At 53.3% G+C, this 16,005-nt stretch carries 11 protein-coding genes; 2 read left to right on the top strand and 9 right to left on the bottom strand.

The features are described 5' to 3' along the window. Window positions 1-199: 199 nt before the first annotated feature. The 5 genes from APR53_02920 to APR53_02900 all read right to left on the bottom strand — a co-directional run bounded on the left by APR53_02920 (window position 200) and on the right by APR53_02900 (window position 5,161). Window positions 200-391, bottom strand: a complete 192-nt coding sequence (locus tag APR53_02920; protein KQC04779.1) for a hypothetical protein — start codon at window positions 389-391, stop codon at window positions 200-202. Between the two features lie 150 nt (window positions 392-541). Continuing rightward, window positions 542-1,378: a hypothetical protein gene (locus tag APR53_02915; protein KQC04778.1), complete on the bottom strand. Its 837-nt coding sequence runs from the start codon at window positions 1,376-1,378 to the stop codon at window positions 542-544. Continuing rightward, window positions 1,371-2,681, bottom strand: a complete 1,311-nt coding sequence (locus APR53_02910) for a lysine 2,3-aminomutase (protein KQC04777.1) — start codon at window positions 2,679-2,681, stop codon at window positions 1,371-1,373. Before APR53_02910 ends, APR53_02915 begins: the two co-directional genes overlap by 8 nt. A 597-nt stretch (window positions 2,682-3,278) precedes the next feature. Continuing rightward, window positions 3,279-4,232, bottom strand: a complete 954-nt coding sequence (locus tag APR53_02905; GenBank protein ID KQC04776.1) for a hypothetical protein — start codon at window positions 4,230-4,232, stop codon at window positions 3,279-3,281. Window positions 4,233-4,390: 158 nt separating this feature from the next. After that, on the bottom strand, window positions 4,391-5,161 hold the full coding sequence (locus APR53_02900; GenBank protein ID KQC04775.1) for a hypothetical protein: 771 nt from the start codon (window positions 5,159-5,161) through the stop codon (window positions 4,391-4,393). 510 nt (window positions 5,162-5,671) lie between these two features. Between APR53_02900 and APR53_02895 the strand changes: the two genes are divergently transcribed. Next, entirely contained in the window at window positions 5,672-6,550 is an 879-nt protein-coding gene (locus APR53_02895; protein KQC04774.1) for an MBL fold metallo-hydrolase, read from the top strand. A gap of 303 nt (window positions 6,551-6,853) precedes the next feature. Next, window positions 6,854-8,680 carry a hypothetical protein gene (locus APR53_02890; protein KQC04773.1) on the top strand — a complete coding sequence of 609 codons (1,827 nt, stop codon included), beginning with the start codon at window positions 6,854-6,856 and terminating at the stop codon, window positions 8,678-8,680. A 156-nt stretch (window positions 8,681-8,836) separates the two neighbouring features. On the opposite strand, the gene APR53_02885 is transcribed toward APR53_02890, so the two are convergent. From APR53_02885 to APR53_02870, 4 genes are all read right to left on the bottom strand, one after another. Then, a complete protein-coding gene (locus APR53_02885; protein KQC04772.1) occupies window positions 8,837-9,919 on the bottom strand; it encodes a hypothetical protein in 1,083 nt (360 codons plus the stop codon). Window positions 9,920-10,182: 263 nt separating this feature from the next. Continuing rightward, window positions 10,183-11,796: a hypothetical protein gene (locus tag APR53_02880; GenBank protein KQC04771.1), complete on the bottom strand. Its 1,614-nt coding sequence runs from the start codon at window positions 11,794-11,796 to the stop codon at window positions 10,183-10,185. A 19-nt stretch (window positions 11,797-11,815) separates the two neighbouring features. Next, window positions 11,816-14,023, bottom strand: a complete 2,208-nt coding sequence (locus tag APR53_02875) for a hypothetical protein (GenBank protein KQC04770.1) — start codon at window positions 14,021-14,023, stop codon at window positions 11,816-11,818. Beyond that, the gene (locus APR53_02870) at window positions 14,010-16,004 is read right to left on the bottom strand and encodes a hypothetical protein (GenBank protein ID KQC04769.1); all 1,995 of its coding nucleotides are present in this window, start codon (window positions 16,002-16,004) and stop codon (window positions 14,010-14,012) included. The genes APR53_02875 and APR53_02870 overlap by 14 nt, the downstream gene beginning before the upstream one ends. Window position 16,005 lies beyond the last annotated feature (1 nt).

Here is a 16,005-nt window from a genome sequence, read left to right as displayed (position 1 = left end):
TTTCCTCATCAAAAAAAATCATCGGGTATCCCAAAATCTGCAGCGGCTGCTAGAATACAAAAAAGTGATCTCCGGCAGACTGCTACTGTTACCGGGTGAAACGCGAAACAGTAAAACATCTGTACTATTCCAGTGGATTCCTTTTGATGACAGTAAAAAAAGGACACGTCTCGTGCTTTGTGGAGTATAGAAAACTGCATCAGGCTTGTGTCCTGCCTTCACAAGCAATAGCATCAATCCTCTTGATAATTTCTTTTCCGCTTTCCACCGAATAGCAGCTATACGGTCTCCTTTGTATCATCCCGGAAAGAATATCTTCAGATTCATTTCGCGAGGCATACATCCATCTGATAAGTATCAGAACTGATGAAACCTGCAGCTGGTTCTTCATCACGCGGGACGGGTACCGGGGTGGCAGTCGAAGTCGTACCGCGAGCGGCTCTCAAGTGCGTTTCCCGGGCCGTGCAACGGCACGTATCCGGTGACCGGCGAGGCCGGCTGCTCAGTATCGATGGATACCCTCATTTTTTAGTCCTTCTCCTTAAACGAGCGTCTTGTACCACACGTTCATGCTCTCGAAGGCCCCGCAGATGTTCGTGTTGTTGGCAAGCGTGCCCCCGAACCGGTACCCTGCCCGGGTAAAGGTGACGGTAATCGGGTAGAAAGCGGCCCGTGCGATGGTGTAGGCGGTCGCGATACCGCGATTTCGCATCTCTTCCTCCATTACGGCAAGCAGGGCCGAGCAGAGCCCCATGCCCCGGCAGGCGGGATCGGTGGCGAAGTCCGTCATCTCGGTGTTTCGGCCCGACCGATCCATTTCCGCCGAGGCCGCGGCAACGATCCGGTCTCCCGCCCGGACGACGAAGTAGCGGGTATCGGCTGCCATCGCCCCCCGGAGAAAAGCGGGGTCGTGGATGGGGAACGGGTACGTGGCAAAGACGTCGCCGTAAAGGGCGGCGAGCGATTCCGCGTCGTCAGGCCCTGCCGGCGCGATTGCAGACCCTGCCGGGAGCTGACAGGCCGTGCAGCCCCCCGAGCGGTCCGCAGCGACCGTCAGCAGATCGGCGATACGGTCAGCATCGCCGGCGATGGCCCGGGCAGGATCGGGGTAGCGGGCCAGGAACCAGCCGTCTTCAACCCCTCCGTAGAGCGCGGGGACGCGGGCCTCGACGCGGTACCCGGCATCGCAGAACGCATCCTTCGCGCTGTCCGGGATTTTTGCACAGATCTTCGAATAGCCGTGCCGCTCTGCAAGCTCCTCGATTGCCGGGATGATTGCCCCGGCATCCCCCCGGGCGAGCTTCATCAGGTACACGCGGTCGTTGAAAGCGCCGTGCTGGACCACCGAAGATCCCAGCCGGCCGACGGTGTCACTCATTGCGCCGGCCGATCCGCTCGGTGTTTTCAGGGATCAGCATGTAGGTGTCGTCGTAGTCGGAGAGCAGCTTCTCGATCCCGACCGCCTTGGACTCGTCGGCGTCGTCGAGCTTGAGGCTGAGCGTGCAGGCTTCGCAGTTCCGGTCGCAGTAGACCGGCTGGTAGGAGTCCGGTTCGCGGTAGGTGGAGATGACGCCTTCGTAGTTCCGGAGCACCACCTTGTTCGTCGACCACGAGATGAGGTACGTCGGCATTACCGGGATCTTGCCCCCGCCGCCGGGCGCGTCGATGACGTACGTCGGGACGGCAAACCCGCTCGTGTGGCCGATGAGGCTCTCGATGATCTCGATGCCCTTGCCTACCGGTGTCCTGAAATGGGCGAGCCCCTCGGAGAGGTCGCACTGGTAGAGGTAGTACGGCCTGACCCGCTGCTGCACGAGCTTGTGCACGAGCGTCTTCATGATCCGGGGGCAATCGTTGACGCCCGCAAGCACCACTGTCTGGTTGCCGAGCGGGATGCCCGCGTCGGCGAGTTTCCCGAGTGCCTGGCGCGACGATGCGGTAATCTCGCGGGGGTGGTTGAAGTGCGTGTTAAGAAAGAGCGGGTGGTGTTTTTTCAGCATCGCGACCAGCTCATCGGTGATGCGGTAGGGGAGCACGACGGGAACCCGGCTCCCGATCCGGACCACCTCGACGTGCGGGATGGCGGTAAGCTCGGTCAGGATCCAGTCGAGATACTCGTCGGGCAGCATCAGGGGATCGCCGCCCGAGAGGAGAACGTCGCGGATGGCCGGGTGGCCCGCAATGTAGTCGAGGCCTTCTCGGATCGCGGCCTTGTCGGGTATGGAGTCGATGTCGCCGACTTTCCGCTTCCGGGTGCAGTGGCGGCAGTACATGGCGCAGACGTTGCTGACCAGAAAGAGCACCCGGTCGGGATACCGGTGCGTGATGCAGGCCGCCGGGCTGTCGGTGTCCTCGGCGAGCGGGTCGGGCATGTCGCAGTCCTCGATGATCAGCTCCGCCTCGGAGGGGAATGCCTGCATGAAGACGGGATCGTTGTCGTAGTCCTCGGCCTCGATGAGGGAAAGGTAGTAGGGCGTGATGGAGAGCGGAAATTTCGCGACCGTCTCCTCGAGCCGTTTGCGTTGTTCAGGGGTGAATACGATGCCGGTAAGGCGTTCGAAGGTCGGGATCTCCCTGATGGCATGGCTGACCTGCCAGTGCCAGTCCGTCCAGTTCGACCGTTGCGATGCGGGATTGATTCTGGCAGCAATCTGCTGCTGGTTGGCTGAATAAATGGTCATGGAAAAAAATCCGGATACGGGTATGTTCGGACGTATTGTTCGGGCTCATGCACTATAAGTGTTGCGGGAAAATCCAAACATATGAGCTTAATTTGACCAAATGTCTTTGATTTGAGTTATTTTCGATCTTCATTGCCCGTTGCCGTATTGCGTGGGCCGGTGGTTCGGTATCCTGAATCAGGGCTTTTTCATCAAAAATAATTCAGATTAACGTCCATTTTGCGTAGTTCCCTCGCGCTTGATACGTTGACGGAGCGACGTCGGCCGGAAATAGTACTTATCGACGGTCTCCTCAACAGTGCATAGTGCATCTCAACAATTCACCGTCAGGAAACAGGGGGAGGAATGCGGGGCAGGTCGAACCTGACCGACCGGTACCAGACCTGTGCCCGTGTTCAATCCGGCGATGAATGGCGGCAGGTTTAGGATCGGTATGAACCGGCTGAGGATCAACGCGGCCGGACCGGACCGGTCCATCATAGCGAGGGCCTTCCCGGTTGCCGTGTGAGGCAACGAACACGAATCAGCAGGAAAATTAGGTGGTGGGTTGGTCCTGCTTCCGATCCGTTCCACCGGGGATGTGTCCGTGACGGGGAATCATTGATCCGAATCCGGCGGCATGCCGGGCGCGAGCCTGATGACGTTCTCCCGCCCTTTCCTGATTTTCATGATAACGCCGCGTGCATGGAGGCCGTTTAACGCCGTGCTCACGGTCGACCTGGGCAGGCCGGTCATCCTGACAATATCGGACTGGAACAGCTCCCCGCCCTGTGACAGGAGCAGCTGCACGATCCGGTCTTCGATGCTCACCGGCCCGGCGTCACCGGCTGAAACCGAGCCGGCCGTGTCCTGCAGGGGTATCTCTTCCGTTTCCGTCCTTCTCCGACGGAATGCAAATCCTGCACCGGTAATTGCGATGATCAGGACGAGAGCGATGGCAACGGGCAGAAGCGGAAATGCTGCCGGTTCCAGTTCCACTCTGGGCTCTCCGGCACCGAACGAGCGCTGGCCGTACCAGGCGAGGCCGTCACGGGTATCGTCCGGCGCCGGTTCGGCCCGCACGACCGTATACCCGTCGGGATAGCGGATGATGAGCGTGTTGCCGTATTCCAGATAGAGTCCGCCGGCGAATGCATCGCCGATGATGAGCGTGGTGCCGGGGCGGGCAAATCCGTCCCAGAGGGCCGTGTACACCACCACGCCGTACCGTCCGGTGGGGGACTCCTGCATGACGGCATCACCGGTAACATCGGCCACGGCCATGGAGCGGCCGGTCGCCACCGCCGCCTGTGCCGCCGAGCGCTCCATCAGATCGCGGAACTGGGGGAGATACACGATCGAAAGATCAGCCGCATAGGCCTCAAAATCCGCGACATCGGCGATGGTAGGCAGGAGTGCGCGGTATTCCACGCGCCAGAGGGCCGACCCGTCATCTGCGACGGTGATGGTATACGTAACGGCATAGTCGGGTTCGGCCGCTGCAGCCGTGCAGGTCAGGACGGCACACAGCAGGAGAACAATCACCGGCATTTGCCGCAGCACTCGTCTCATTTCTCACCACCGGTTTCTTCTGAAATGGTATCGTATCCGACAAGAAAAAATTTGGGAACCGGTGTCGGGCCGGCATCGCCGTCCCTCGTTTCGGTTTGCCTGCAGCGGAGGGATCCGATTTTTTGCTGCAATGGGTTTTCTCCTGCCGGAAAAAGGGATTATTGATTCTTATTTCCTTTCTGTCCGTTGTCGTTTGCCGGCGTCTGCGTCACCTGTTTCTGTCCTTTATCGTCGTTTCCGCCGGCACCCTGGCCCTGCTGCACCTTTTCGGTCTGCTGGACTTTAATGGCCTGTTCCTCGCCGGTATTGTTTGTGTGCTGCTGTGTCTTCTCTGCCAGCCGGACGGCCTTTGCTATCGTCGCGTTGTTTTTCTGGACGACACGCTCGATCCGGGTCTGGGTTTTTTCCTCGAATTTCTGCTCGAGGGTTACGGAGTTGTTGTACGCCCGCTGCAGGCCCCGGTTGCCCGGGTTTTCATCGAGCAGGGTTCCGAGCACCAGCTGGTGCCGGGCGACAATCTGCTGGGCATGGAGGAGCCCGGTCGCGTTCGAGGATGCCATCACCTGCAGCTGGAGCTGTGTCGTATTGAGCTTTGCTTCATAGAGCTCCAGGGCGCGCTCGGCCGCGTCCGTGTTGTTCATGAGAAGCTCCCGCCGTACCTCGGAGAGCCGCAGCCGTGCATGGTTCAGCTGTTTATTGAAGCGTTCTGTCTCATTTGCGGTAAATGACTCGTCAAGGTCTTCAAACGCGATCTTGAGGCCGTAGAGCGGGCTGCCGGGGCCGATTGGCCCGTCATAGGGTTCGACGTCGTCCACGATGACGAACTCGCCCGTGGCGTTGCCGATAGTCTCATCGGCTGCCGCCGCACCGGCCATGCAGAGCAGGGCGAGTGCGAGGATGCCGGCAATCCATACGTTTCGTGCTGTCATAATGTATCCTCCTTGATCGTCGGGCGCTTCCCGTCGCCTGGGAGAATGGTCGGCGACGGGCGGTATAAGGTTCCCGAACGTTCAGGGAAAACCGGACCTGCCGTGATCGTTCCGGTACGGATACAACCGTTCAGGATTGTTCAGATTCATTATCGGAGCCCTTATTGTCGGTTTTATGATCGTTTGAATATCGGGCGGCAGTATGCCGGTATTTTTGCCTGAGCGATACGGGCGCGCACAATGCTGCACGAGTTCGACGCCGCATCGCGCAGGAACGGTTCAATCCCGCAGATGGCCGGACGGTAGCGAAGAGGTTTTCCTGAATCTCATCGGCAACGCTCCTCCCGTATCGGCAGCGGACACCAACGCCGGTGTGCGGGATATACCATACAAAGAATGGCCGGGTGGCGGCCCGGAACAGTAGTTACCGGATGAGGATGGAATTCTGAATACGGCTCTCTCCCTTCCTATTATCATCTGTCCTCCCTATACCTGCAGAAAGGAGTTCCCATGCAGATTATTCCGTCCGTCCATGCGCTCAGGCATCCGTTCAAAATCCCTGTCGCACCCGGCATCGCTCTCGACCGGTTCGTGTACTCATATGTCGTATTCGGCGAGACGATCACCCTCGTCGATACGGGCGTGGCCGGGTCCGGTGCGCTGATTTTCGACGCTGTCCGCTCCGCGGGGCGTGACCCGTCGGAGATTGCCCTCATCGTCCTGACGCATTCCCACCCCGATCATATCGGGGCGGCACGGACAATCCGGCAGGAAACGCAGTGCAACATTGCGGCCCATCCCGCCGAGCGGGTCTGGATCGAGGATGTGGCTCGCCAGAACCGCGAGCGACCGGTGCCGGGGTTCGACATGCTGGTCGGCGGCCCGGTAAAGGTCGATATCGAGCTTCTCGACGGCATGACCATCGAGCCCGACGGGATGCGGGGCGAGATTGAGGTTATCCACACGCCGGGCCACTCGCCCGGGTCCGTCTCGCTGTTCCTGCATGACGAAAATGTGCTCTGCTGCGGCGATGCGGTGCCGGTGCGGGGCGATCTGCCGGTGTACGACGATGCCCTCGCGTCGGTGCGGTCGGTGGAACGGCTCCGGAACCGGGCCGGTATCAAGGTGCTTTTGTCGGCATGGGACGAGCCGCGGTATGGCGGGGAGGCCTACCGGGTGATGGACGAGGGCATTCTCTACCTGCAGGCGATCCATGAGGCCGTGCTTTCCTGCGCCGGGGCGGAGAACCCGGAGCCGATGGCGCTGGCCCGGGACGTGGCGGCGGTGCTGGGATTGCCGCCCGGGGCGGTCAGTCCGCTTCTGGCGAGGACTTTTCTGGCGAATGTGCGGGTGAGGGATAAAAAGAGTCTTATTGATACCTCACTTTAACCGATTTTTATTTATATAATATAAATATTTTTTATATATATATTAAGATTAAAATATGAGTCGTTTGAATTCTTTCATCATTCTGATATCTGTTGATATTCCCGTTTGAAAAGAAGATATCGCAGGGATACCATGAATAATCATAATCCGGTTACTTGGATGGAAGCGAACCAACAATACCTCGCCATCGCTTTTTCCATCTTAAGAGAGGAAATTGAACAGCGCCTTCGAAATCGTGATGATATAAACGAGAATCCAGCAGGACTCGAGGGGAGAGCACGTCTTTCCCGGATAGCAGAGAATATGCCGTCTCCCCCGGCGTTTGACCTAATAACCTCGACATTCTCCCGCTTTGAACGGGATCTCCTTCTTCTTTGCGCCGGTGCCGAGATCGAGCCCTCAATTCAGAATCTTATCATCAAAGCTCACGGTATGAGAGACATTTCTTCTCTCACTTTCGGGCTCGCCCTCAGTGTTTTACCGGAAGGTACCTGGTCTGCTCTTTCTCCGGCAGGCCCACTCAGGTACTGGCGTCTCATCGAAATCGAGCCCGGAAGAAGCCTGTTCGAGTGTCAGCTTAGAATCGATGAACGTATCCTTCATTTTCTCATGGGAATGCAATATTGCGATGAGCGGCTTTCCGGAATCCTTGAACCAATGGATTCTTTTCCACTGCAAGAACTTGTATCCTGTCATCGGGATATTGCCACAGAGATTTGCCGTGTGTGGTCAGAAGGAGAGGATCAGGGAATCCATATTCCCATTCAACTTATTGGAAATCAGTCCAGAATCAAACAAGATATTTATCTCCATGCCTGTGAGATACAGGGATATCGCCCTTTCCGAATTGATACCGGAAGGATCCCTCTTTCTCCTGCTGAACAGGAGGCGCTGGCACGGCTTTCGATGAGGGAAATGATGTTAAGCCGCGGTGCTATTTACCTGAATTGCGACGATGGTGATTCAAATGATCCCGGCCGGGAAACAGCACTCAAATACATCAGTGAATCCCTCGAATGCCCTCTTCTCATTTCAAGGAAAAATGCTGTTACGTTTTATCGGCAGTCCGTGATCTTTGATATTCCAAGACCTACGGTGCAGGAGCAACGAGAGATCTGGACAGAACAGATTGGCTGGTTGTGCCCGAATCCGGACGCCGTGATAAATCCACTGATCTCTCAATTTATCCTGAATCCAACGGATATCCAGAATGTTTGTAATGATATCCTCGCTGATGATTGTGATGTTCAAATTACTCCTCACCCTGAGATTCTCGGAAACACACTCTGGGACGCCTGCCGTCGGATGACACGCCCGGCTATGCAGGGTCTGGCAGAGTGGATCACACCGCGAGCAAAGTGGGACCAGTTGATTCTCCCCGATAAACAGCGCACTCTCCTCCACCAGATCGCGGCACAGGTACGCCACCGTGCCACTGTTTACGAGAAGTGGGGCTTCGCCGAGCGATCATCCCGGGGATTCGGGATCAGCGCCCTTTTCACCGGCATGAGCGGCACAGGAAAGACCCTGGCGGCCGAAGTGCTGGCCACCGACCTTCAACTGGACCTGTATCGGATCGACCTTTCCCAGGTGGTGAGCAAATACATAGGAGAGACCGAGAAGAACCTGCGAAAAATATTCGACGCTGCCGAAATAGGTGGAGCGATTCTGCTCTTTGACGAGGCCGATGCCCTCTTCGGCAAACGCAGCGAGGTGAAGGACAGTCATGACCGGTATGCCAACATTGAAATCTCCTATCTTCTCCAGCGGATGGAGACCTACCGGGGCCTTGCCATTCTCACCACCAACCTGAAAGAGGCGATAGATCCAGCGTTTCTGCGTCGGATCCGTTTCATCATCCAGTTTCCATTTCCTGATCAGGTTCATCGGCAAAAAATCTGGGAGCAGATCTTTCCTGAGGCAACGCCCACGGAGGGGCTGGATTATGAAAAACTCTCCCGTCTCAGCGCAACCGGAGGGGCTATCCGCAACATTGCGCTCCATGCGGCCTTCCTTGCGGCCGATGCCAATATACATGTCCGGATGAGCCATATCCTGCAGGCCACGAAGACGGAGATGGGGAAAACGGAGCGGGAGGTGAGTGAGTCTGAGGTGGCGGGGTGGTTGTGAAGAAAATAGAATGTTACAAAGAAGGGGAGTTTAATAAATACATATTGTTATAAGTCAATTAGAAATGATGAGGTTGTGATTTTCACCACCGAATAAAGGCCGCTATAAAATTTTTAATATTTTTTATTATAAATAATTGAATTTCTATGATAAATATTATTGCCAAAGCTTCTCCATTTTCTCCCAAAACTCTTCTTCAGGTGTTTTCTGATGGTCAATCAAATGTAAAACAATGACTTGATATACTTGATTTTTCACTATTGGATCAACCCCCTTAACAACTTCAACATATAAATCCCAATCCTGAAGTAAAAGGTTTAATGCGACATCTGCAGGATGTTGTCCAAATAGTGTAATGAAAGGAGCGGCCCCAAGAAGGGCTTTCAACTGTTTTCCTGAAGATATAATATGATCAATTTTCTTCAATGTATCTTTGCAGCATACCGGTAAACCAGTTATTTTTCCTTTAATAGCCTTAATTTCCATTAATAAATCAGTATATATTAATTTATCCTCATCAGAAATATTATCATACAACCTGTGCAATATTCCGTCTCTAATCATTTGATGGACTGTAATTTCCAATTCATCTTCAGAAAAAGCATCTAATATTTTTAATACTCTTCTTACTTCTTTTTCTCTTATGGCCCAGTCAAATATTCCATAAGATAGATTCTTTTTTATAATATTATAATTTGAATTTGGCTTTCTCTGAATAATTAAATTAGAGCTATCTTGTTGAATGATATGAGTTAACTCATGGGCAATAAGCCGTTTTCCTGACATGGTTTCTGGTCGATAACTGCCTGAATTAAATCCAATATCATTTCCAATAGTAAAAGCTTGTGCTTTTATTGCTCTTGCCGATTCTGCTGCCCGCGAATCGGTATGTAATCGTATTTTACTGAAATTATATCCAAATCTTGATTCCATAAATGCTCTTGTTTTAAAGTCCATTAGTTGTCCCTGGCCATTGCCAAAAATAAAATTTTGCTGTATCGAATTTGGCCATCCTTGGGCACTATTGGTCTTTAATTGTATAATATTTCGATTATATGCTTCAAGCCCACAATTTTTAATATTGGGATATTTCTGTTGTACAACCGACTCCTGCATCTGGATTACCTCTTCCGCAACCCGATCAGCCTGCTCTTCCGCGGGATCGTGCGAATCGGAAACAATTAAGGTGGATTGAATCCCCATTGAAAGGAGATTGTTGTCCCGGATGGGATCTGTCATGGAACGGAACAAACGGAGGTGCCTTCCCTGTGAAAGAAGTTCAGGAATGGGGGGGAGATGCGACTTAGCGCATATTTCCGTGGGCGGCAGGAAGCTGCTCGGCGGGTATGTTTTTGCCGGTCGAGCCAATGTATCGGTCTTCATCGCCATGTGAGAATCCTTTTTTATTGCAGATATATTTATATTGTTTGCCTAGATTTTTGATGCCAGATGCGCTCTCCAAATCCCACTTTCACCTCAAATATCGATAGATATTAGATATATTATTCAACGGGCCATAATTTTTGGTGTGCGCATGTACACGTGATAGCATTTTGGGGTGTAATTGCCCACCAGTGAACAATCACATTGAACAGTTCCAAATTTTTTATAATTTGCCTCATTTTATCTGAAATGCCGAGACTGATGTCCAGCAGCCATTTATTGTCCTTTTTATATGTATTCCCAAACAGTGATATTCCCAAGATTGCGAGTTCAGGAGAATATTTTATAGATTTTGTTTCAGCTCGAATCAATCCACTTTCTTCTAATGCGAGTCCACTCTCATCTGATGGGAGGTGGGTTTCAGGGATTTTTTTACTTAAGTCTAAAGTCGGCCATTGAAGTTCGATCCCGAGCTGAATTGACCATCCTACTATTTCATTATCCTTCCCCAGTTCAATCCCAGTGCACTTATAATCTTTCTGTTGTGTATTGATTACAAGAGGACATACCCCTCCGACGCATATCGTCGCCTGTTCCTGCGGCTGTTGGCTTTTACAAATAAGTTCTGCAAGAAGCGGGTTACTGTATACATAGCGGCGGTGTGTTTCGTCGGGACTGAAAGTACCACCCGTTCTTTCAGGTTTTTCCTGAACTGGTTCGCACTCGTTGGATTGTGGTGCCGATAGCACTGCACTATCACTTGATATGCGGATAATACCGAGATAAACACAGCAATCCGGACAATTAAGTGTCTGAACAACGTGGCATTGCTTAATGTAATTTGTAATAAAACCTGAAAAATGTGGGTTTTCAAGACAGGGATGTGAATAATCACGATGACATGGTGCTGTGTGTAATCTGTATATTCTTCGGGTTTCTTGAAATAAACGGACGATTGCATTTCTTACATCTTGATTTTCTCTCGTTAATTGATCAATCTCCTCGGATTCCACTTCTTCTCCGCGCATTATTCGTTGATTTAGATTTTCGTTTTGCGGATCGGTTGTGAGATCAGTAAGTATTTTAGTAAGAATTCGCTTATTGCCTGCAGATAAATCTTTAAAAATTATCTCTTTGATTTCAGAATTTTCTTTAATCATCTGTTGGAGTGACGGCAAAGGAGTTCCCTGATTTTCCTGCGATATCATTACTTTCGTTTGTTTCACCGGTTCGTTTTTTTCCATTGAATTTGGAAGCAGTCCAATGACCTCGTAATCCTCGAGGATGCGGTTCCAGCAGCAGACCGGTTCACAGCCGGATGAAGACGATGCTGCTTCGACCCTCTCGCGGTAGCACTCCCGGTATTTGAGGTAGAGGCACAGGGTATTCCCTGCTTCCTGGTCGAATTTCAATGGATTTCCCGATATATCAAGAACTTTTTTCTGGCCCTTGACCGGCACTACAATCTCGCGGCCGCAGCAGTCAAGAGCGGCTCCGCCGTCGCAGAAGGTTGCAATGATTTCACCCGAAGGCCCCTCCCGGATCTGGATATTCTGGAATCCACAGATTATACCCCAGCCGTGGATATGGCGGTTGAGCAGGTACCGCTTGCCGTTGAAGTACGCCTGTTCGTCCTGGAAGTCCCGCACTGTCATCAGCTTGCCAAAAAAGTAGTTGTTCCGTTCGAACTGGTGCAGCTCGCACCCTTCCCTTCCTTTCTGATCTTCAGTCATAATATTCTCCTCATTTTCATTAAGATAATCGTGAATCGATACCGATCTTTACCGGCGGGGCCAGGCGCCCGCCGTCCTCAAGGTCCGTAAGGACCGCACCCCTGCCAAGAACCGATCTTCCGATGATAAATCCCGGTCCCGAAAGGGTCGTGTTCACTCCGAGGAATGTCAGTCCGTCGAGGGCAATCCCGGAAAGCAGGACCTTCAGTGATGAACAGGTATGGGCAGGCTTCCATTCCGAAATAATCCGCCGGATTGCCTGAAGGTCGGCCTCTTCTGGCTCTACGCCGGCTATGAGGACGCAGAAGCAGAAGAGTGCGCCGCCGAAGAGGATCTGCGAGAGCGTCATCTCCCGTTCGGCGGCCGGCCAGTGTTCAGCCTGCACAGCACAGAGAATTGGTTTCACGCCGGTTGGCGGATAATAAAGGCAGCCATGTGATTGCCATTCGGGAACCGTCGGGAGTTCACCCTCCCAGCATTCCCGGAGAACAGGGACTGCTGATGATACTTCGGCATCATCCTCTTTCACCACTGATAACCCGGTCTCGCCCTGGCAGCGATAACACGCCACCTTGGAGGTAGGGCATGGCGGGGGGAGATTCTCGAGGATGTAGACCCGCCCCGCTCCCAGTTTTTCCCACAGGAATTCTTCGATGACCTCAACGAGGCCTGCCGGTGTTCCCCGCATCTTATAGAGGCGGACAGCGTTTTGAATCAGCCATCGCTGCATTGTCTCGGGCCACGCCTCATCCATAGAGAGGGCCACCCAGGAGCCGAGCCAGGGTAAAAATTCGGGGGGTGTACCATATGGATCAAAGTACCGTGTCAGGTGGTCGATCTCATTATCGATCTCACCCCATGTGCTCTCGAAGAGCGAAAGGAACCGTTCAAGGAAATCGCTGCTGACCTCATCTTCCTGATAGACGGCAGGAAGAAATTCAAGATAGGTCGAACGCGGGAAGTAGACGGTAATTCTTGAAACCTCAGGAGAGCGTGTGGATGTTCCCTGCAGCCGGACGGAAAACCACAGGTACCGTCCCTTGTCGTCGGCAAGAAAGAGCCCATCGCGTCTTCTCTCGCCCTGGTTTACAGAAGACCCGGGCAGTCCTTCATGCCATTCAACCGGAAACGGATCATTACTAATGGCATACTGCAATCCTATCCCAGTCCCCGACGGGAAAATGCCATCGATAACGAACCGGTGCCACCGGGTATCACGATTTCTGCTGTCGACCACCCTGGACCAATAGGTTCCGGAAAAGGTGCCGGCAGGATCCGGCAGCGGACAGGTCATATGCAGTGGATCCGCCTGCCGGATCAGATAGAGAGCCTCACCGGTTCCGGAAATGAGATACAGGTTTCCGGACCGGTCAATGGCCAGCCTGCGCGTGAAACCGCGATAGGACGTAATCCTTGACAATATCACATCATTTTGGGGTTCCATCCTGAAGAGGGCTGGTTCTGGGACTCGCGAAGTCCCGGTACCGATGATGAAATAGCCATTGTCTGATGAAACAAGACCTGCAGGATTTTCGACATCGATACGAACATTACGTTGCTCTGGCTTGGGATGCCCGTCCCTGATCGCCCCGGTAAGTGCGTCTTTCGAAATCAGAAAGAGAGACTGCAGTCCCAGCACTGCAAGTCCCCCGTCTGGAGTAAAGCACAGATCCGTAGCAGTTCCGGAGAGGTTTATCTGACCGAGTATTCTTCCGCCGCAATCGAGAATGAGGGTGCGTCGGGATTCGAGCAGATGGATGCGTCCCATACGGTCAACGGTGAGATCCACAACCTTTCCGAGAGGCGTGCCGTCGGGATTCCTATCAAGGATCCACCGAACCTGAAGGTTTCGTCGAGAAAGCGCGATGAGCCGGTTTCCATCACCAATATACAGTGTTCGCCGGTCAAGGTCGATGGCACGGGGATCGGTAAGAGCGATTGGGAGAGTGTCATACGGGCACCCGAGCGGAATGAATGGGCCCCGGCACGAATCCTGCATGAGAATTCTCCCGGTTCCGCCGTCAAGGAGGTACAGCGTTCCGCATTCGTCGACGGCAAGATCACGCAGGTCCAGCCCGGGACGGCTAAACATGATGCCAGGGAATTCGTAACAGGCCTGCTCGGGCAGATGAAGGCCACGGTCATCGATGACAAGGTGAGTCGTCTCCTCGCAGTACTGTGTAAAGAGCGATGTGGTTCCGATGGTGACGAACTTAACCGGTTCCATGGGTCTCCCCCTTCTTCCGGCATTCCCTTGCCTCAGTGACGGTATGGACCGAGATGGATCCCGCATAAACCGTGGCTATTGGTGCCGGCAGGATCAGGTTTCCTTCACGGTCCCGGATCGCACCGTTGTTTCCGGAGAGCAGGAGCCTGCCTGAACACCTGACACCGTCGATAGCTTCCACAACCCGGTAAATCTCGGAACGATACACATTCTGCCCCATCGGCCACCCCTGGTGATCGATCCATCCGCGTATCGGATGGAGATACTCCTCGATAGTTTCTCTGATCCGTCTTTCAAGTCCGTCTGTTGATATGCGTGATAGAGGGACAACGCTGATCCGGATTTCGACGCGGATAAACATTGCAGGTACGACGCAACATCGTGTGCAGAGAAGGCGATGCCTGTCTATATGCCGGGTTATTGCAGAGAGGAATCCGTATGAAGCAATTGGGGGCTCCTCGAGATGAAGAAGAGGGGTGAAGGGAATAACCGCGATAGTAACCGTTCCTTCAGTGGTGATGCCAGGATTCCGGGGGTGATAACCCGGTACAGCCCTTGCTTTCCACACTCTGAGACCTGGGGTATTTTCAGCGAGGTATTCAAAATCGGCGTTGTTTACCGCGGGATACGGTTTTCGAAGATCATCAAGAAACCGCCCAATAGCCTCAGAGAGAGTCTCTGCATCGGCACCTCCGGCCGCAGGTCGGAGATTATTGATTTCCGCCATGCTCCGGCCATCATCATACCACTGAGTTCCCGCCCTCACATTGCCCGCTTCGCCGCCGCCGATACGGTATTTCTCCACACGAATAATCGAATCTGCTGGCGGCACTATTCCACGGAATCCGTCGCCAAACAGAATCTCTCCCGTTTCAGGTATTATCGCAGCATGGTAATCCTCCGGACCGGAGCTGTCAAGATCGCAACGAATCTCCCAGCGTTTGCCATTTACGAATAGTTCGACACTATTCTGAATAACCGGACCCGGCGTCAGTTTCATGATCTGGCCGGGAAGACCGGTTCCCGTCTGCGACTCGGGGAAGTCGATGGTAGATCCCTCGGTTGCGGTCGCAGTATTCATCCGGATCATCTCGATGCGAGGGGGGAATACAGCGCTGCAATCCTCTACCACACATCGCAGCCAATAGAATGTGCGAGCGGGATCTTCGGGATCCTGCCAGCTGGAGAGGGCCTTTGCCGTCCAGGATTCGACATCAGGAGGGGTCATCCCGATATTGTGGAAGGTAAAACATCCACTTTTTCGGAAATTTCGAGTCCCATCCGATACAATCGGGACTGTGTCCCCTGCTTTAGCAGGATATATCCTGATCCAGTCATTCGCGCCAGAGTATTCCCAGCGCAGCACGATATCCTCGAAAGCATATTCCTGCTCATCGTTGTGGCTGCCGGGTGTTTTCAGATCCTTCTCGTACAGATAGCATTTGAAGCTCAGCGAGTCTGCAGGTGAATCAAAGGCAAGATATAGGGCACAGCCGGCTCTGATGCGCAAGCTGAAAGGTGCAAAGAACAGATCGGCCGCCTCATTCTCTACAGTCCTGTCGACGATTCCACCGGAACCTCCGTCAACGATCACCTTCATTAATGTGATCGGTGTGAGTGGGATATCATCATCAATTTCGAAGAAGATCTTCTTATCCGGGAGAATTGCACTGACAGGAGTTCCTTTTTTCACGATTCTCGAATCTATTGGTATGAAGGTAAGGTCCACTTTCGCACGTTTGGGAGCCGCGGGGTGAACACCGAGCAACTGAAGGTATTTACGCCGGTGACTATCAGTGACTAGATTAATCCGGTATAGTTCCGCTTCTGTGATCCACGCCTGGAGGTCGATCAGGGTGATACCGGGATCGCTCCAGTTATGATCCGTCCATATTGGTGCATATTGGGGAATGAGGGTTCGTGCCTCTTCAACCAGTTGCTCAAATGTTTTATCTTCCAGGTCAGGTTTGGGGATCGTCATA

Source organism: Methanoculleus sp. SDB, from assembly GCA_001412355.1.
Taxonomy (GTDB): Archaea; Halobacteriota; Methanomicrobia; order Methanomicrobiales; family Methanomicrobiaceae; genus LKUD01.
This window is presented reverse-complemented; position numbering and strand designations above follow the sequence as displayed.